This window comes from Rhizobium sp. YTU87027, assembly GCF_050644135.1.
GTDB lineage: Bacteria > Pseudomonadota > Alphaproteobacteria > Rhizobiales > Rhizobiaceae > Rhizobium.
Map to the genome: position 1 here is coordinate 532,234 of NZ_CP098440.1, position 18,717 is coordinate 550,950.

At 59.8% G+C, this 18,717-nt stretch carries 17 protein-coding genes; 8 read left to right on the forward strand and 9 right to left on the reverse strand.

All coding sequences use genetic code 11. The features are described from left to right. Positions 1 to 7 precede the first annotated feature (7 nt). Positions 8 to 3,178 carry a bifunctional diguanylate cyclase/phosphodiesterase gene (locus tag NBG89_RS02600; RefSeq protein WP_431321588.1) on the reverse strand — a complete coding sequence of 1,057 codons (3,171 nt, stop codon included), beginning with the start codon at positions 3,176 to 3,178 and terminating at the stop codon, positions 8 to 10. Between the two features lie 245 nt (positions 3,179 to 3,423). Here NBG89_RS02600 and NBG89_RS02605 point away from each other — a divergent pair, with 245 nt between their 5' ends. After that, the gene (locus NBG89_RS02605) at positions 3,424 to 3,684 is read left to right on the forward strand and encodes a DUF1344 domain-containing protein (RefSeq protein WP_024314249.1); all 261 of its coding nucleotides are present in this window, start codon (positions 3,424 to 3,426) and stop codon (positions 3,682 to 3,684) included. A 524-nt stretch (positions 3,685 to 4,208) separates the two neighbouring features. Next, entirely contained in the window at positions 4,209 to 5,987 is a 1,779-nt protein-coding gene (locus tag NBG89_RS02610; protein ID WP_431321589.1) for an autotransporter outer membrane beta-barrel domain-containing protein, read from the forward strand. 25 nt (positions 5,988 to 6,012) lie between these two features. Here the strand turns inward: NBG89_RS02610 and NBG89_RS02615 are convergent, their stop codons facing one another. The 4 genes from NBG89_RS02615 to NBG89_RS02630 form a co-directional block, all read right to left on the reverse strand. Next, positions 6,013 to 6,603 (reverse strand): histidine phosphatase family protein, encoded by a 591-nt coding sequence (locus NBG89_RS02615; protein ID WP_431321590.1) that lies wholly within the window; start codon positions 6,601 to 6,603, stop codon positions 6,013 to 6,015. Between the two features lie 84 nt (positions 6,604 to 6,687). After that, positions 6,688 to 7,506, reverse strand: a complete 819-nt coding sequence (fabI, locus tag NBG89_RS02620; protein WP_431321591.1) for an enoyl-ACP reductase FabI — start codon at positions 7,504 to 7,506, stop codon at positions 6,688 to 6,690. A 123-nt stretch (positions 7,507 to 7,629) separates the two neighbouring features. Next, the gene (locus NBG89_RS02625; protein ID WP_431321592.1) at positions 7,630 to 8,799 is read right to left on the reverse strand and encodes a DnaJ C-terminal domain-containing protein; all 1,170 of its coding nucleotides are present in this window, start codon (positions 8,797 to 8,799) and stop codon (positions 7,630 to 7,632) included. A gap of 247 nt (positions 8,800 to 9,046) precedes the next feature. Further along, on the reverse strand, positions 9,047 to 9,505 hold the full coding sequence (locus NBG89_RS02630; RefSeq protein WP_431321593.1) for an RT0821/Lpp0805 family surface protein: 459 nt from the start codon (positions 9,503 to 9,505) through the stop codon (positions 9,047 to 9,049). A 66-nt stretch (positions 9,506 to 9,571) separates the two neighbouring features. Between NBG89_RS02630 and pdxH the strand changes: the two genes are divergently transcribed. Beyond that, positions 9,572 to 10,192 (forward strand): pyridoxamine 5'-phosphate oxidase, encoded by a 621-nt coding sequence (gene pdxH, locus NBG89_RS02635; protein WP_431321594.1) that lies wholly within the window; start codon positions 9,572 to 9,574, stop codon positions 10,190 to 10,192. Between the two features lie 20 nt (positions 10,193 to 10,212). Here the strand turns inward: pdxH and NBG89_RS02640 are convergent, their stop codons facing one another. Continuing rightward, entirely contained in the window at positions 10,213 to 11,265 is a 1,053-nt protein-coding gene (locus tag NBG89_RS02640) for a polysaccharide deacetylase family protein (RefSeq protein WP_431321595.1), read from the reverse strand. Between the two features lie 225 nt (positions 11,266 to 11,490). Here NBG89_RS02640 and NBG89_RS02645 point away from each other — a divergent pair, with 225 nt between their 5' ends. Together NBG89_RS02645 and NBG89_RS02650 are read left to right on the forward strand one after the other, a co-directional pair. Beyond that, positions 11,491 to 12,777 (forward strand): serine hydrolase, encoded by a 1,287-nt coding sequence (locus NBG89_RS02645; protein ID WP_431321596.1) that lies wholly within the window; start codon positions 11,491 to 11,493, stop codon positions 12,775 to 12,777. 58 nt (positions 12,778 to 12,835) lie between these two features. After that, positions 12,836 to 13,144, forward strand: a complete 309-nt coding sequence (locus tag NBG89_RS02650) for a pyrophosphatase (RefSeq protein ID WP_431321597.1) — start codon at positions 12,836 to 12,838, stop codon at positions 13,142 to 13,144. Positions 13,145 to 13,147: 3 nt separating this feature from the next. Here NBG89_RS02650 and NBG89_RS02655 read toward each other — a convergent pair whose 3' ends face one another. The 3 genes from NBG89_RS02655 to NBG89_RS02665 form a co-directional block, all read right to left on the reverse strand. Beyond that, a complete protein-coding gene (locus tag NBG89_RS02655) occupies positions 13,148 to 13,645 on the reverse strand; it encodes a GNAT family N-acetyltransferase (protein ID WP_431321598.1) in 498 nt (165 codons plus the stop codon). A 19-nt stretch (positions 13,646 to 13,664) separates the two neighbouring features. Beyond that, positions 13,665 to 15,080 (reverse strand): metalloprotease TldD, encoded by a 1,416-nt coding sequence (tldD, locus tag NBG89_RS02660; RefSeq protein ID WP_431321599.1) that lies wholly within the window; start codon positions 15,078 to 15,080, stop codon positions 13,665 to 13,667. Between the two features lie 85 nt (positions 15,081 to 15,165). Then, positions 15,166 to 15,753 (reverse strand): invasion associated locus B family protein, encoded by a 588-nt coding sequence (locus tag NBG89_RS02665; protein WP_007793136.1) that lies wholly within the window; start codon positions 15,751 to 15,753, stop codon positions 15,166 to 15,168. Here NBG89_RS02665 and NBG89_RS02670 point away from each other — a divergent pair. Genes NBG89_RS02670 through ctaD form a run of 3 tightly spaced genes read left to right on the forward strand, consistent with a single transcriptional unit; the run spans position 15,752 to position 18,705 of the window. Then, a complete protein-coding gene (locus tag NBG89_RS02670) occupies positions 15,752 to 16,054 on the forward strand; it encodes a hypothetical protein (RefSeq protein WP_431321600.1) in 303 nt (100 codons plus the stop codon). The genes NBG89_RS02665 and NBG89_RS02670 overlap by 2 nt on opposite strands. A 35-nt stretch (positions 16,055 to 16,089) precedes the next feature. Continuing rightward, on the forward strand, positions 16,090 to 16,983 hold the full coding sequence (gene coxB / locus NBG89_RS02675) for a cytochrome c oxidase subunit II (protein WP_431321601.1): 894 nt from the start codon (positions 16,090 to 16,092) through the stop codon (positions 16,981 to 16,983). Between the two features lie 18 nt (positions 16,984 to 17,001). Then, the gene (gene ctaD / locus NBG89_RS02680; RefSeq protein ID WP_431321602.1) at positions 17,002 to 18,705 is read left to right on the forward strand and encodes a cytochrome c oxidase subunit I; all 1,704 of its coding nucleotides are present in this window, start codon (positions 17,002 to 17,004) and stop codon (positions 18,703 to 18,705) included. Positions 18,706 to 18,717: the final 12 nt, after the last annotated feature.

Below are 18,717 nucleotides of genomic sequence, written 5' to 3' on the forward strand. Positions count from 1 at the left end.
GATGGTGTCAGGAGGCGATACGCCAGGAACTTCCGGCCGCCATTTGCGCGAAGTCCTCGAAAGAAAGCGGGCGGGAGAATGCGTAGCCCTGCAACAGGTCACAGCCGAGCTCGTTGAGGAGGGCGGTATGCGCCGCCGTTTCGACGCCTTCCGCCACCGTTTCGACACCGAGCGAGCGGGCGATGTCGATGATCGAGCTGACCAGCGCGCGCTCCTGCGGCGAATTCATCACCGGTTGAACCAGCTGTCGGTCGATCTTGAGCCGCTTCGGCTTGAGCTTGAGGAGGCTGACGATCGAGGTATGACCGGTCCCGAAATCATCAATCTCGATGTCGATCCCAAGCGCCTTGATCTGATCGAGGTTATGAGCGGCCACATCCTCGCTCTCGTCGAGAAAGATCGACTCGACCAGCTCGAAGGACAGCTCACCGGGGCGGATCTGCAGGCCGCGCAGTGACTCTGCGAGGGTTTCGTCATGCAGCCGTCGCGCCGAAACGTTGACCGAGATCTTCGGAACGGAAATGCCCCTTGCCGTCCAGCGCATCTTGTCCTTCAGCGCGGTGTCGAGAACGATACGGTCAAGCGTTTGGACGACGTTGATCTCGTCGGCGATCTTCAGGAATTTGTCCGGCGTCAGCAGTCCCCGGGAAGGATGCTGCCAGCGAACCAGGGCTTCGACGCCGGTGAGTTGCATCGTGCGTGCTGAGAACTGCGGCTGATACCAGGCGGTGAACTCGCCGTTCTCGATGCCGGCAAGAATCTCGTCGGCCAGGCGCTTGTTGTTGATGATGTCGGCCTGGAGATTGTGATTGAAGAATTCGTAGCGGTTCCGCCCCTGACTCTTGGCGCGGTAAAGGGCGATGTCGGCATTGATCAGCACCTTGCGAGCATCGACGTGGACGCCATTCGCAAGCGCGATCCCGATGGAGACGCCGCAACGGCAGGCGAATCCCTCGAAGTCGATCGGCTGGCGCATCTGCTCGATGATCCGGCCGGCAAGGGCAGACATATCCGCATCGCTGGCGTTGTGTGCCAGGATCACGAACTCATCGCCACCGATGCGCGCGACGAGGTCATCTCCGCGCAGGTTCCTCGACAGCACGCGCGAGGCATGGATCAGCATCGCATCGCCGGCGGCATGGCCGAGCGTGTCGTTGATCTCCTTGAACCTGTCGAGGTCGATGTGGAGGATTGCGAATCTCTGCCGCTCGCTCCGGCCGTCGAGCGTCAGCCTCTCAAGTGCGATATCAAGTTTACGGCGGTTGGCGAGCGCTGTCAGCGGGTCGTGCAGCGAATTGTGCTCGATGCGGTTCTTGGCAAGCTCGAGCTCGATATTCTTGGCGATCGCCTCGTCCTTGGCAGCCTTGAGCTGCGCTGTCATCAGCGCATCCTCGGTAACATCGAATGCAACGCCGATGATCTTCTGGTGACCGCTCGGGGTCTGGTGAACCTTACCCGTCGAGCGAACGTAGCGGATCGAGCCGCCCTCGGTCGGAACGCGACAGATCAGGGTATGAGTATCACCGACCTGCTTGAAATGGCGGGCGCTTTCGAGGGCCAAGTCGCGATCTTCAGGCAGAATGCAGGAAAGCCAGACCGGTTCGGTCATGAAACCGGCTCTTGGCGTCAGCCCGTAAAGCTCGTGCATTCGCTCGTCCCAAATGGAGCCCTCGTCGCCGAGCGTCGCTTCCCAGATCCCGCATTGATAGGAGTCGAGCGCCAGATCGAGCTTGCCGGAGAGCTCGGAAAGCTCGGCCTCGCGTCGTGACAGTTTGTCCAGCGCCATCTCCAGCTCGGCATTTTTGATGTCGCTGACATCCTTTGCCTTGCGCAGGATTTCGGCCGCTTCAGCGTCAGCGGTGACGTCCCAGACGATGCCGATGGTCTTTTCGTCGCCTGCCGCGTCCGTGTAGAAGGAGCCGATGGAGCGCAGGTGCCGGACAGTGCCGCCCTCGGCTGTGACCCGGTATTGTGTTTCATAGGCGGAGCCGGCGACGTTGTAGTTGAAAAAGTGGACTTCCGCGATGTGCCGGTCTTCGGCAACGATCGCAGCAAGCCAGTCTTCCAGCGAATGACTGCCGTCTTCCGCGGGTTTGCCGTGGAGTGCTGCGGCCCGGGCGTCCCAGAACAGGGTGTGGCCGTGCTCGTGCAGCTCCCATATGCCGATATTCGACGATTCCAATGCCAGATTGAGGCGCTGCGACAGCTTCAGCAGCGTCGCCTCGCGCACCTTGAGCTGGGCAATATTGCGATTGCGCTCGCCGAGCAGCAAGGTCGCAAAGAAGACCGGGATGATCGTAATACAGGCGGCGGCCGCGATGATCAGGCGAAGCGTTGACTGGTTCTCGGGAACGGCGTTCCAGCCCGTCTTCGGGGCCGCCGCAATCTGCCAGCGCCCGCCGGCAAAAGCGACCTTTCGCGTTATCGGTTGCTTTTCGCGTAGATCCTGAGCGCCGAAAAAGGGCGTGGCCGAGTCTGCCATGGAAAGGTCGCGCACTGCGATCGAGAGGTGATCGAGGTGCGGATACTTCTCCTGATTCTCGCTATTGCGCGCCGGCTGCAAGCCGGTGTTCTGATAGAACATGTCCGCATCGATCGTCACGTCGACTGCACCCCAGACCCGGCGCTGCCCATTCTCTTTAATGAAAACAGGAAAGAAGATCGCAAAGGCCTCCGCGCCATCGCCGGCGGCGATCGGTCCATAGAAGCGCGCCTGCTGGTCGCCGGTCGTGCGCATCACCGACTGACGCGCGGCAAGGCTGTCGCGGACGTCTTTCCCGATTCGTCCTTTCCCGGCCTGTGGCGGATAGACGGCGCCGACGATGAAATCCGGTGCGACGGCAATATTCAGGAAGTGGGGGTTCTGAATGAGCAGCCAGTTGATCTGCCGCTCCATCTCCTCGGCATTCACGCTCGAACTGACCGCCACCATGTTGGCCAGGTCACGTACGACGGTGATGTCCATGTTGATCTGCGCAGTCATCCGCGCCCGGATCAAACTTACTTCGTTTTCTGTCCGTATCGTCACTTCACGCCGATGAGCGGCAGTATTGGCACGGTCCAGCCCGAAGCCGACGATGACCACAACAATAGCAACGAGGCCGGAAACCAGGAGGGCGAGACGGGTATTCCTGAAGACGCGCCGCAATGTGTTGCTGTCTTTAAGGCGGAATAGCAAAACCCAGTCTCCCATGTTCGGGACGACTGTAGATAGAAGCAGTTAATTTACGATTGCCCGCCAAGACCCTTTGCCGAACGTGGAAACGTACTGGAAATGCAATTAACGAACCGATGCCGTTATTGTTAAAATACTCTTCACCAATTTGGCGCGGCAGGTCATTCTTCAGGGCAAATTTCGCCATATTCGGGAGGTTATCTGTGCGCAGTTGGATTATCGAGTCGTGTTTTCGAGGGAATGCTGTCATGCGCTTCGTAGTCGCTACGCTTTTGGCCACAGCCAGTTTCTTGTCGCCGATCAGCGGATTTGCGGAGAGCGCGGACGTCGAGGCGACGATCAAAAAGGTCGATATGACCAACCTCAGCCTCACGCTGGATGACGGAAAGACCTATCAGGCACCGGAAGAATTCAATTTCGAGGGACTGAAGGCGGGCGTGAAGGTTATCGTCTTCTACACCGAGGTGGATGGCAAACGTGTCATCAACGATCTCGATATCGTCCAATAAGCGAAACTGAGAATCATCGCGCCGCACTCGCCGTAGCCGCGATTTCCGCTTGCTCTGCTTTTCGCCAGCGCTTCGCCACGAATTCCCGCGCAAACAACCTGAAAGATAGTAAAGCAGCGAAAATCGTCTCTCTCTTAACCATTGGTTGACAAATCTCGGCCTGCCCGGAATATTGTTGTTGGGGAACCGGTGACGGGGAGGCGCTACGTGTCTTGTTGAGGACCGAGGCTATCCGCAGGCAGTGGCCATCACGACGACAGATGGGCCCAAGGCGATCGACGACTCGCGATCATAAAGAACGCAAAACATATCACGATACTGGCGATCGCAGCGATCTTGGCTGCGGGGCAAGAGGCTATACCTTCGAGCGTTTGTTCCGGATGCGAGCAAACACAACTGCATTGACGTTCCTCGCGGGGTCCATTTGGTGGTTTCCGGAGATAGCCAGAGCGGATTGCACCGTCAGCGGCATTAATGTCATCTGCACGAATGGAGATGACGTCCTTGTATTGCAGAGCCCGCAGGTGGCCACTGCAAGTTCTACCGTCAACGGTCAGCTTGGTAACGACACATTGACGCTGCAGGGCGTGGCAGCGCTGGACGCCAACCGATTCGTGAACTGGGAACGGATTGTTCTGGAGAACGCAACGCTCACCATGGCGCCCCACAATCAAGTCGATGGCATTCTGACGCTCGGCGATGCGGGCACTGGGACCGGCGAGCTCGTCATCGGTGTGGGCAGCACAGTATTTGCTGGCGGTCGAAACGCGGCGGTTTTGTCGTTTGACGGCACGGGGGTCACAGTTACCAACTTCGGAACCATCAGCTTGGTCGGAACCGACAATTCCGCAAAGGACGTCTTTGTCATCCAGGGCGACTACATTGGCGGTGTCGGCAGCAGCCTGTCTCTTAATACCGAACTGAAAGGCGACGGAGCAGCATCGGACAAGCTCGTGATCGACGGCGGAAACGCTTCGGGCAGCACCAAGCTCCACATCGTGGACGCCGGCGGTGGCGGCAAAGCGACAACCGCGAACGGTATATTGGTCGTGGAGGCAATTAACGGCGGCACCACCGCTGGCGGGGCGTTCGTCCTTGACGGCCCTGTCGCCAAGGGGGCTTTCGAATACAACCTTTTCCGCTCAAGCAAGGACGGCAGCGGCCTCGACAATTGGTATCTGCGTACGGAGGGAGGAAGCGAGGCCCCCTGTGAACAGGAGGACGGCGGCGGTGACAGTGACGGCGACGGTGGCGGCAATGGCGGCAATGGTGGTGGTGGCGGTAGTGACAATGGCGGTGGCGGTAGTGGCGAGACAATCGGTCACGAGGGGGCGTTTCGACCCGAAGTCGGACTGTATACCAGCAGCCCGCAACTCGCTCTGAGATACGGTTCCATGCTTCTTGACACGCTCCACCAACGCAGGGGCGACGACAAGACGGCAGGTAGCGGCACGTTGAACGCCTCTGGTCCACCGTATGTCTGGGGCCGCACAATCGGCAGGCACGGCTATCAGCGTTGCGCCGTCAATCGTGGTAAGCAGCTGGATTACAATCTGTTCGCCTTTCAGGGCGGCATCGATCTCTACAGTGCTGAAGGTGCAAATGGTGCGAGTGAGACGGCGGGCCTTTATGCTGTCATCGGCACGGGCCACGGCGACAGTAGTCTGTTCGGGGCATCGGTTGGTTCCAACAGGTTGAATGCCTACACGCTCGGCGGCTATTGGACGCATTACGGCAAGGACGGCTGGTATCTGGATGGCCTACTGCAGGGTACATCGTATGATATCAACGCCGATTCTGATCGACCGTATTCGATTTCGCCAAATGGTCTCGGCTTTGGCGCCTCTATCGAGGTGGGCTATCCACTTCATCTTGAGGACGGATGGATCATCGAGCCGCAAGCTCAGGTCAGCTATCAGCACATTTCCATCGATGATGCGAGCGACTCTGCTGCGACCGTCAGTTTCTCTGACGTAGACAGCTTGCTCGGTCGGGCGGGCGGGCGCCTCGTCAGGACCTGGGATCTCAAGCCGGAGGAGGTAAATCCTCTGCCATTGACCGCGTGGCTGCGCGCAAGTTTTGCCTATCAGTTTCTAGAGACACCGACGATCGCATTCTCGGCGGACGGGGAGTCACAACCGTTCAAATCCGATTTTTCCGGTCCCTCTGTGATACTGAATGCTGGTCTCGACACAAGTCTCCGCGAAAATGTCACGCTCTATGCCAATGTGGACTATCAGATCGAATTTGACGATCTCGGCCAATCGATCGGCGGTGAGATCGGCCTGAAAATGCGCTGGTGACGGGCGTCCGCCACGTCAAACGGAACTAGATCCAGCCGATCAGTCCGTTGTCCCGATCGATCTTCAGGATGCGATCCTGCGGAATTTCGCCCTCGGCCGCCTCTTCCTTGGGCCAGGAGGCAATTGTTCTGAAAAGGGCGCGGATGACGCCGCCATGCGTGACGCAAACCGTTGGTTTGTCGACAGAGTTCAGCCAGGATGCCACGCGCCAGGACATGATTTCATAGCTTTCAGCGTCGTCTCCCGGCGGAATGAAATCCCATTTGTTGAGATTGCGTTCGGTGACGCGGTCGCGGGCTGTGGCCTTCAGTTCCTTGATCGTGAAGCCTTCCCAATCGCCGAAGGAAACCTCGACCAAGCGCTCGTCCGTTCGGTAGTCTTTTGATGGGAGACCTATCGCTTCGCGCATGATCTCCATGGTGGCCCGGGTGCGCGCCAGCGGGCTTGCGACGAATTCGAAGGGGATTGCCTCGACTTTGAGGATCTCGGCGAGGTCGATACCGTTCTGCCATGCCTGCGCTCTGCCGATGGCATTAAGCGGGATGTCCTTCTGGCCTTGTAGGCGACGTTCTGCGTTCCAGTCGGTCTGGCCGTGTCTGACGACGTAGATAAGCAATGATCGGCTCCGTTTAGGGCACGCAACCCCTTAATCGCTGTCGCGAGGAAAGGGGTCGCGAGCGCGACGCAGCAAAGAGTGCGATCAGTCCTTTATGACTGAAATGTCGGGCGCGTCTACGGCCTTCATGCCGATGACGTGGTAACCGCTATCAGCATGGTGGACTTCGCCCGTAACCGAACGCGAGAGGTCCGAGAGCAGGTACAGGCCGACATCGCCGACCTCTTCGATCGTCACCGTTCGACGCAGCGGCGCATTGTATTCGTTCCACTTCAGGATGTAGCGGAAGTCGCCGATGCCGGAAGCTGCAAGCGTCTTGATCGGGCCGGCGGAGACGGCGTTGACACGAATGTTCTTCGGCCCGAGGTCGACTGCCAGGTATTTGACGCTGGCTTCGAGTGCAGCCTTGGCAACGCCCATGACGTTGTAGTTCGGCATGACCTTTTCGGCGCCATAATACGTAAGCGTCAGCATCGAGCCGCCGTCCGTCATCAGCTTCTCGGCGCGACGCGCAACCGAGGTGAAGGAATAGACGGAGATCTGCATCGTCTTGGCGAAGTTGTCAGCCGACGTGTCGACATAGCGGCCCGTCAGTTCGTCCTTGTCCGAAAAGCCGATCGCATGAACGATGAAGTCGATCTTGCCCCACAGCTTTTCGACGTGGTCGAAGACCGCATCGATGGTCGACTCGTCGCTGACGTCGCAATGTCCGGCAAGAACGCCGTTTACCTCTGCAACCAGCGGCTCTACGCGCTTCTTCAGCGCATCGCCCTGGTAGGTAAATGCGATCTCGCCGCCGTGTGCATGAATAGCCTTGGCAATACCCCACGCAATCGAACGATTGTTGGCAACGCCCATGATGACGCCGCGCTTGCCTGACATGAGGCCTGTTGCCTGAGCCATATTTCGCCCCCTAAGGAATTCTGATCGGTCCTGCCTATGGCATAGGCTGCTAATCGGTTCAAGATTGGCAGCAATCATCAACTGTTAGGGATCGTAACAAAGGGTGCGCGTGTCACCAAAATTTCACAGAAACAGCCCGTTCTTCATGCTTCGCATCAGATCGGTGACTTTGTCGTCGGGTTTTTCCCACAACATAATGCGCAGCTCGACGACGAGATCGCCCTTGCCGCCCTCGACGTTTGCCAGCCCCTGACCCGGAATCCGGATTGTCTTGTCGGAGCCAGACCAGGCGGGAACCGTGACGGTGACCGAACCATTGGGGCCATCGATGAGTGCCTCGCTTCCCAGGACGGCATTTTCGATCGTCACCGGCAAAACCGTATGCAGATCGAAACCGTTGACCGTAAACCGTTCATCGGGAGCAATGTGGATGTTGATGACGGCGTCGCCGCGTTGCATGCCGGTGAGCTTGTGTCCCTGGCCCTTGAGCCGCACCTGATGGCCTTCCGTCGTGCCTGTCGCCAGCGCGAATCCGATGTCGCGACCTTCACCGAGGTCGACTGTGACCCATCTGCCCTTGATGACCTCGTCGACGGTGACGGTCTTTGTCACGAATTGATCCGGCGCTTTTTCAGGCACGGCAGCGCTGCCGCCGGTAAAGCGGCGAACGAGCGAAGTCAGCAAGCTAAGTGGTTGCATGACCGCAGAAGCCTGAGCGGCGGCCTCCTCGGCGGCCTGCTGCTGTTCAGCCTCGGCTTTGCCGGCATCCGGCTGTTTGTCCGCGGTCGCAGCCTCCGCTTCCGGCCGCTTCGGAGCGCCGGCGGCAAAGCCCTGGGCGCGTCCGCCGCCGGCCGCAGTGCGCGCCTGCGTTCCGAATATGCGTTCGATCATTTCTTCCGGCGGCTCGGCCGCGCCGGTCTTCTGCTGCTTGGCGGCATCGGCGGCAGCCTTTTGCGCGGCGGCGCGGGCAAGCTCTTCCATCACGCGCTCTGCATTGGCCTGCGCTGCTCTGGCACGCGCGGCGGCTTCGCGAGCCGCCTGGCGCTGCTGCATGATCGTACCTTCGTTGGCCTTGGCTTCGGCCATGCGGGCGGCATTATCGAAGAGGCTCCGTTTCTTCGGATCCTTCAACGTTTCATAGGCGCGGCCGATTTCCGCAAAGCGGGCGCTGGCCGTCGGGTCGCCCTGATTGTGATCAGGGTGAACCGCCTTGGCCATGTTGCGCCAAGCTGCCTTGATTTCGTCTTGCCCCGCGTCCCGCTTGACGCCCAAAATCTTATAAGGATCGCGCATGTCCCAAACCGCCGGTGTTCCGATGCGGTGTGCCTGTCCTCTGCCTTAGCACCCCGAAGCCTCTCACTTGGCGCCCGAGTTCATCTTAAGGAAGAAACCGAGCGCACTTGAGGGCGGATTGTGGGGAGAAGTTGCTAATCAGTTCTTATTCGACGTGGGAGACGTCTCGCTTTTGTGCCGAATGGTTAGCCTTTTGCTAAACATCAGAGGAGAACGGAGCGCGCGTTAAGCGTGCCCCGTGTGGTATTCAGCTTTCCGGCTGGAAACTCATGAGTTGCCAATTGCCACCGCCGACGAGACAGGTCTTGCCGTAGAATTTTGCAATGCCGACATAAGAGTGGCGCGTCGTGCGGAACTGGCGGCAAACCTGGCCGGAATCCGTATTCTCGACGATCGTATCGATGACGCCGGCGCTGCCGGTCGAAGCGTTGGCCCAGGGTAGGGGGCGACCCTCCAGCCGCTGGATGTCGGCTGAGGTCACGGCGTTGCCGACGGTCATTTCGTCGGAGATCGAGTCGCTCGTCGGCGCGGGCTGCGGCACGGTGCCTGTCGCGACCGACCGATCGACCTTGGAGCTGCTGAAGAGATCCAGACCGCTGGAGACGCAGCCGGAGAGAGAGAGCACCGCCATACCGACGATGCAGAAGGCCGCGCTGCGACGCAGCAGACCCTTTGTATCACGATCTGACTTTGCTATGACTTCCACCCTGCGTCCTGTCCGGTAGCTAAAAGCTGGGCAAACTTTGAATAAACCCGGGGCATTTGAGCTAATATGTCGGCAAATGAGTTAATAAGCGGTGACTTCACCGAGCGAAACGAACCGTTCGATCTTTTTGCCGATTGGCTGAAGGAGGCGGAGGCTTCCGAGATCAATGACCCGAATGCGGTAGCACTTGCGACGGTCGACGAGGACGGCCTTCCCAATGTCCGCATGGTTCTCCTTAAGGGATTCGATCGCGAGGGCTTTGTCTTCTACACGAATTTCGAGAGCCAGAAAGGCCAGGAGATCCTCGGGCAGAAGAAAGCCGCCATGTGTTTCCACTGGAAAACGCTGCGGCGGCAGGTTCGCCTGCGCGGGCCCGTGGAAATCGTGACGGACGAAGAAGCCGACGCTTACTTCAAGACACGAGCCCGCGGCAGCCGAATCGGCGCCTGGGCATCGAAGCAGTCGCGGCCGCTGGAGAGCCGTTTCGCGCTGGAGAAAGCTGTGGCCGAATACACGGCGCGCTACGCAATCGGGGAGATCCCGCGTCCGGCGCATTGGTCGGGCTTCCGGATCCGTCCGGTGTCGATCGAATTCTGGAAGGACCAGAAGTTCCGCCTGCACGATCGCGTCGAGTTTCGTCGGTCGTCGCCGGAAGGCGACTGGACGAAGGTCCGCATGTATCCCTGATCGGGCATGAGCAGGCGCGCTCAAGGTCTGTTTGGTGTGAATCGGAACGGAATGCCGGAAGCGAGACCGGACACGTACCGTACGTTTTGATAGAGACCGTTGATCGAGAGCCTCGGCAGATAGGTGATGCTGCCGAGCGAGCGCTGGGTGACGACGCCGGGCTGTGTGGTCACCGCGATATCGAAACCGACTTCGCGCGCGATCTCTGCCTGTCTGCGCATTACCGCCTCGCGTGTGCCATAGGGGTAAGCGAAGGAGCCTGGCAGGTCGCCGGTGATCGCAGCAACATAATCGCGGGACGCCTGCATCTCGTCGCGAACCTCCCGGTCGGAGAGACGCGACATAGCCCTATGGCTGATTGTATGCGCACCAAGCGAGGCCAGCGGGCTGGCCTCAAGGAGATTGAGTTCCGCTGGTGTCATGACGAGATCGTCGACGATTTCGTCCGGGTCAATTTCGTGTTTTCGCGCAATCAGGTCGATGGCTGCGACGGCGGCGCGTTCGTCATGTCGATGAAGATGGTTGGCGATGCGCGCGAAAACGCTCTCCTTTGCATCGGTCGTCGCGACGTCGAGCAGCTCGTGGCCGCTGCCGAAATCGAAGCCGATCTTCTCCTCCTTGCATAGAAGCGCTGCAAGCGTCTCCCACCAGATCGTATGCGTGCGTTCGGCGAAACCCTTGGTGACGAAGACGGTGAAAGGCGCCTCGTGCTTTTCGAAGATGGGCAGGGCGTAGACGAGATTGTTGCGGTAGCCGTCATCGAGCGTGAAGGCGGCGAAGGGTTGATTGGACCCGGTTTGCGAAAGCAATGCCGGGATCTCTTCAAGCGCCACGAAGCGATACCCGTCGCTCTTCAAGCGATCGAGAACGAGATCGAGAAATTCCGGTGTGATTTCCAGATGCGCATTTGGCTCGAACGCGGCCTCTTCGTGAGGACGGACATGGTGGAGCGTGAAGATGGCACCAAGTCCGCGAGCACCGCGCATCAGGCCAGCTGTGCGCAGGAGATTGGCAGTCTCAAGACCGCCTGCAATCGCAATCCGCTTCGCAAGCCTTTTGATGCTCGCCGTCATCTCATTCGCCCGCTGGTTTCCGGAGCGGCGAAACTAGCAAGCCCGAGGTTAAGTCTTGCTGAATGAGGATTTTTGAGTGTCCTCTTTACGCGATTTTCACTATGAAGGATAAAACTTGTCAAAAATCATACCAGTCGCCGCAAAGTCGCGCCACATTGGCGGCTTCTGTAGCGGAACGGGACAAATCCGAATGGCGCCGGCTATTCGTTCATCGAGGGGAATTGCATGAAGAAGCTGTTGGCCGCGATTATGACCGCGACGCTAGTCGTTGCGGCGCCGTTGACGGCGATGGCAGGCAGCGCCTCCCTGATCCTGGATGCCCGAACCGGAAAGGTACTCAGCGCCGAGAATGCCGACGTGCTGAACCATCCAGCCTCGCTGACAAAGATGATGACCATCTACATGGCCTTCGAGGCGATCAACCGCGGCAAGATCAGCTGGAACACGCCGCTCGTCATGTCGAAATACGCCGCTTCGCGTCCGCCGACGAAACTCGGCGTTCGCGCCGGTGATTCCATCACGGTTCGCGACGCTGTCCTCGGCATGATCACCAAGTCGGCCAACGATGCCGCCGCCGCCATGGCCGAGAAGCTTGGTGGGTCGGAAAGCAACTTTGCCAGCATGATGACGCAGAAGGCACGGCAGCTCGGCATGAGCCGCACGACTTTCTATAACGCTTCAGGTCTCCCGGATGGCCGGCAGGTTACCACCGCACGTGACATGTCCACGCTCGCCGTGGCGCTCATGCGGAATTACCCGAGCGAATACCGACTGTTCTCGACCGCAAGCTTCACTTTCCGTGGGCGCACGATCCGCGGCCACAACAATCTGATGTACCGCTACCAGGGCATGGACGGCATCAAGACCGGCTATACGAATGCCTCGGGCTTCAATCTGGTCAGCGCCGTGAAGGATGGCGACCGCCGCGTCGTTGGTGTCGTGCTCGGCGGCCGCACCGCCCGCAGCCGCGACGACAAGATGGCCGGTTTGCTCGACAAGTATCTCGGCCGTGCGTCCTCGTCCGGCGGCGCGCGGCTCGTCGCAAGCACGAACGCTCGCCAGTCGGTGGAAGTCGCTTCCGCAGCGGATGATAGCGACATGCCGGTCCCGGAAACCGCGCCCCGCACCAATGAGCTGTCGCCAAAGGCGCTGGGCTATCTGAGCGAAACGACAGTACCGATGGAGCGTCCGTCCGCTCTTGCCGGCATTGCAAGTGTCGGCAAGCCCGTCGCTAAGTCTGCTGGCGCGCCGGCGGCTTCCGGTGACTGGCAGATTCAGATCTCGGCGGCATCGAGCGACGATGCCGCCCGCGCCCTTCTTGCCCAGGCCAAGGCCGAGGGTGGTGCGGCCCTGAAAGCCGCGTCGCCCTATACCGAGGCTGTCGGCAATGGCGCGAACAAGGTCTATCGCGCTCGCTTCATCGGCTTCCAGAGCCGAGATGCGGCTGCATCTGCCTGTGACGCCCTGAAGCAGCGTTCCTACGACTGCATGCTGCTGCCCGATCACGGCTGATCCATCTCGACTTTCCGACAGAATGAGGGTTCTCCTTTGTAAACAAAAGGAGAACGTCATGCTGAATGATCTCGCTGAAAAGTTCGAGCGTGCTTCACGGAACTATGCCGATGCCAACGGCATCGAGCGCGACGACGACTGGTTTCTGCTGAAGCTTCAGGAGGAAATCGGCGAGTTTACGCAGGCTTGGAACCGCGTCAGCGGCAGAGGACGCCGGAAGGGCCGATCGGATGAGGAACTGGCGCACGATCTCGCTGACGAGGCGGCGGACGTGCTGGGCCACGTCGTTCTTTTTGCCCACAGGAACGATCCGGATCTCTCGGCGGCGATCAAGCGCAAATGGCTCTTCCAGCCGGAGCAGGCCTAGACGTTAGGCCGCAATGATGCTGCGTCGATAGAATTTGCTGTCCACAGCCATCAGCGGAAACGACCGCGGCAGCTCGCCTCTCGAAACTTCGCCGAATCCGTTCTTTTCGTAGAATCGATGTGCTGCAAGGAATTTGTCCGTGGTTCCAAGGAAGATGTCCTTGATTCCCTCGGTCTCCGCATGTGCCAGCAGTTCCGCCAGAAGCCTTGCCGCGACGCCGTGTTCGTGGCCGCGTACGTCGGCCGCGACAAACATCTTGCGCAGTGCCGTCTGATCGTTGCCGATGTCCTTCAGCCCGATCGTGCCGACAATCTGACTGTTGCGCACGGCGACCCAGAACTGACCCTTCCCGGACTGATAGAAGTCAGAGATGGAGGAGAGGTCCGGCTGATCGTCGGCTGTGATCTCTATCCCGAATTCTTCGCGCTGGATCGGCAGGATCACCGAGAAAACACCATCGACATCGGAAGCAACGAAAGGTCTGATTTCAATTTCGCTCATCGCCGCTTCTCGTTCTCGACTAAGCCTTCGTGCCGCCCACGGTGATCTGATCCATCCTGAGGTGCGGCTGCCCGACCCCGACAGGAACCCATTGACCGGCCTTGCCGCAATTACCGATACCGGTGTCGAGCTTCATGTCATTACCGACCATCGAAACGCGCTTCATGGCCTCGGGCCCGTTGCCGATCAGCATCGCGCCCTTGATTGGGGCGCCGATCTTGCCGTTGTCGATCAGGTAGGCCTCTGTGCAGCCGAATACGAACTTACCTGAAGTGATATCCACCTGACCGCCGCCGAACGAGACGGCATAGATGCCCTTCTTGACGGAGGAGATGATTTCCTCCGGCGTCTTGTCGCCGCCCAGCATGTAGGTGTTGGTCATGCGGGGCATCGGAACGTGTGCGTAGCCCTGTCGACGTCCGTTGCCGGTCGGGGCCATACCCATCAGGCGGGCATTCTGCCGGTCCTGCATGTAGCCGACGAGTTTGCCGTTTTCGATCAGCACGTTGTAGCCGGACGGTGTGCCCTCGTCATCGATAGTGATCGAGCCGCGGCGGTTGTCGATCGTGCCGTCGTCGACGACGGTCACGCCGGGTGCCGCGACCATCTGGCCGAGAAGGCCGGCAAAGGCCGACGTCTTCTTTCGGTTGAAATCGCCTTCGAGCCCGTGGCCGACCGCTTCATGCAGCATGACGCCTGGCCAGCCGGAACCGAGCACGACGTCCATGGTGCCAGCCGGCGCCTCGATCGCCTCCAGATTCACCAGCGCTTGCCGCAAGGCTTCGTCGGCGCCGTATTGCCAGTTGTCCTCGGCGATGAAATCGCCAAAGCCGATGCGGCCGCCGCTGCCGTAGGAGCCGCTCTCCTGACGATCGCCTTCGCCCGCAATGACCGAGATGTTGATACGGGTCATCGGGCGGATATCGCGAACGCGGTGACCGTCGGCGCGTAGAATGTCGACGACCTGCCAGCTGGCGGCGATCGACGCGGTGACCTGGCGCACCTTGGCGTCCTTGCCGCGGAGATAGGCGTCGATGTCCTGCAGCACCTTGACCTTCTCCTCGAAGGTCGGCGTGCCGATCGGGTTTTCATCGGAATAGAGCTTCTTGTTGGTCCGCTGGGGAGCCGCGGCGTAGCTGCCGGCATAACCGCGGGTGACGGCGCCAACCGCATCGGCCGCACGCTTCAATGCCGCCACGGAAAGGTCGCCTGCATGCGCATAGCCGACCGCTTCGCCGGCAACAGCGCGCAAGCCAAAGCCCTGCTCGGTGTTGAAGCTGCCGCCCTTCAGGCGCCCATTGTCGAACATCAGCGATTCCGCCTGGGCGTGTTCGATGTAGAGCTCCCCGTCATCAGCGCCCGAAAGCGCCTCGGCAACGAGCGAGCGCATCTTCGCTTCGTCGGCATCGAAAAGCGTGAGGAGATCCGTATTCATGTCTTTATGCTCCGCTGAAGCAGGAATGCTCTCAGCCGATGTAGGTCCGGTGGACGGTTCGAGCAAGCCCCGAAAAACGAGAAGGTCAGGGGAGGGCGTCGTAGCCTTCGGCGAAGCCCTTCAGATCGACAGGGATACCGATCCCTTCTTCCGGGGTCTGGAAGACGATGAAAGTCGCACTGGCGCCACTGCGGAAGGTCTTCAGCAGTTCGTCCTCGAGAACAACCTCTGCATAGCAGCCATCGGCGAAGCAACGGACGAAATAGGCACGGCCGATATCCTTGCCATCGACATTGAGGCCAAGGCCGTTCGGCAGGAGAACGCCGAGCGGTGCCAGAACGCGCAGGATCTTCGACTTGCGGTCCGCGGTCTTCAGCACGACAACGGAGAGACCGACTTCAGGCCGATCCTCGGCGATGACGTTCTGCATCAACGCGCACTGCTCAGTCGAGGCGCCAGCCGGCTTGTCGCAGACGACCGACCATGCGCCGTGGTTCGACTTTACGGTGCCGGGTGCCTGCGGCTGCGTCTGGCCGGGCGTTGCCTGCGTCGCCGGAGCTTGGGGCGCGGGCTGTGCCGGCGCGGGCTGCTGCTGGGCGAAAGCGGGAGCAGTCGCTGCGGCCGCAATGCACGCTGTCAGCACGAACGGCCGTGCGAGGGAACGGAAACCCATGAAAACCTCTGCAATTCGAATCAGTGCCGCTAAGTTGGGGCGCGCCACCAAAAATGAAAAGCCCCACCCGCTGAAAAGCCGGGGACTACGGCGGAAATGGGACGTTTATCCGAGAATGTTGGCGGGATGGCACGGTCGCAAGCGATATTTCACCGATTATAACGAAAAGATGGAATGTTTCGTTATGGTTGGATCAGCCTGGCTGAAAGCGAAAATGCCGCACGAACAAACGCTTTGGGCTGTTGCGATCAATGACAAACTGTGGTTTGAAGCGCTGAGATGGCAAGGATTCTGTGCGTGATTTTGCGCAGATCAGCGCTCGAGGGAGATTTTAAGGTGATTAAGAAGGCTTATGCAGCTCTGACCGCGCTGGTCTGTCTGCTTTTTGCTTCCGGCAGTTACGCCGACCAACCGATGCCGTGGCAGGCGACATTGCAGCCGGCAGCCACGCCGATCATGCGGGACATTCATTGGTTCGAACAATATACCCTCTGGTTTATCGTTCCGATCACGCTCTTCGTTCTGGTCCTTCTTATCGTCGTCTGTCTCAAGTTCCGCGCCGGCGCAAACCCGGTGCCGTCCAAGACGAGCCACAATACGATGATCGAAGTTGCCTGGACCGTGGGACCGGTCCTCGTACTTCTTTTCCTCGCTGTGCCTTCGTTCAATCTCTTGACCGCCCAGCTGACCTTGCCGGAAAATCCGGATGTCACGATCAAGGCGACCGCCACCCAGTGGCAGTGGAACTACGAATATGAAGGCTCGGGCGAAAACCCGCTCGCCTTCGATTCCTTCTTGCTCAAGGATCAAGACCGTGCCGCGGCCGGCAAGGAAGACAAGGCTATCTATCCGCGCCTGCTGACTGTCGACAACGAACTTGTTCTACCCGTCAACAAGACCGTCCGCGTTCTCGTGACCGCTGCGCCGACCGACGTCATTCACGCCTTCGCCATGCCGTCCTTCGGTGTCAAGATCGACGCCGTTCCGGGTCGTCTGAACGAAACCTGGTTCCGCGCCGAGCGCGAAGGCCTGTTCTACGGCCAGTGCTCCGAGCTCTGCGGCAAGGATCATGCGTTCATGCCGATCGCCATCCGCGTCGTTTCCGAGGACAAGTACAAGCAGTGGCTCGCCGGTGCGGCTACCGACCTGCCGGGCGCGTACAAAACACTCATGGCCGCAACCGATGGGGCCGCAGGGACCGTCAACGTTGCCGAAAACGTGGCTAAGTAAGGGAAGAGGGAACGGGACATGGCTGGACCTTCCACACACGACGATCATCACTCGCATGATCACTCTCATGGCGCGCACGCCCATGACGACCACCACGATCACTCGCACAAGCCGAGCTTCGTCAATCGCTGGTTCTTTTCGACGAACCACAAGGACATCGGTACGCTTTACCTGATCTTCGCGATCATCGCCGGCATCATCGGCGGCGCGCTCTCCGTTGCCATGCGCATGGAGCTGCAGGAGCCGGGCATCCAGATCTTCCACGGCCTGGCATCGATGGTCTACGGCTATGAAGGCGATGCCGCCATCGACGGCGCCAAGCAGATGTTCAACATGTTCACGACGGCGCACGCGCTGATTATGATCTTCTTCATGGTCATGCCGGCGATGATCGGCGGCTTTGCCAACTGGATGGTGCCGATCATGATCGGTGCGCCTGACATGGCTTTCCCACGTCTGAACAACATCTCGTTCTGGCTGATCGTTCCGGCTTTCCTGCTGCTCATCCTGTCAATGTTCGTTGAAGGTCCTGCCGGTGCTTACGGCGCAGGCGGCGGCTGGACGATGTATCCGCCGCTGTCGAGCTCGGGTACGCCGGGGCCTGCTGTCGACCTTGCGATCTTTGCGCTCCACATCGCCGGTGCGTCCTCGATCCTCGGTGCGATCAACTTCATCACCACGATCCTGAACATGCGCGCTCCGGGCATGACGCTGCACAAGATGCCGCTTTTTGCCTGGTCGGTGCTGATCACAGCCTTCCTGCTTCTGCTGTCGCTCCCGGTTCTCGCCGGCGCCATCACCATGATGCTGACCGACCGCAACTTCGGTACGTCCTTCTTCGTGCCTGAGGGCGGCGGCGACCCGATCCTTTACCAGCACCTGTTCTGGTTCTTCGGTCATCCGGAAGTCTACATCCTGATCCTGCCCGGCTTTGGCATCGTCAGCCACATCATCTCGACCTTCTCGCGCAAGCCCGTCTTCGGCTACCTCGGCATGGCCTACGCCATGGTCGCGATCGGTGCGGTCGGCTTCGTCGTCTGGGCTCACCACATGTACACCGTCGGCCTGTCGCTCGACGCGCAGCGCTACTTCGTGTTCGCAACGATGGTCATCGCCGTTCCGACGGGCGTGAAGATCTTCTCCTGGATCGCGACGATGTGGGGCGGCTCGATCAGCTTCCGCACGCCGATGGTCTGGGCGATTGGCTTCATCTTCCTGTTCACCGTTGGCGGCGTCACGGGTGTTCAGCTCGCCAATGCCGGCCTCGACCGTTCGCTGCATGACACCTACTACGTTGTGGCCCACTTCCATTACGTTCTGTCGCTGGGCGCTGTCTTCGCCATCTTCGCTGCCTGGTACTACTGGTTCCCGAAGATGACCGGCTACATGTACAACGAGTTCATCGGCACGCTGCACTTCTGGGTCATGTTCATCGGCGTCAACCTGGTGTTCTTCCCGCAGCACTTCCTTGGCCTCGCGGGCATGCCGCGCCGCTACATCGACTACCCGGATGCGTTTGCCGGCTGGAACTATGTTTCCTCGATCGGCTCCTACATCTCGGCCGTCGGCGTATTGATCTTCCTGATCGGCGTCTTTGAAGCCTTCGCCAAGAAGCGCGTTGCCGGCGACAATCCGTGGGGTGAGGGCGCAACGACGCTCGAGTGGCAGCTGTCTTCGCCGCCGCCGTATCACCAGTGGGAACAGCTCCCGCGCATCAAGTAAGATGCGAGAAAT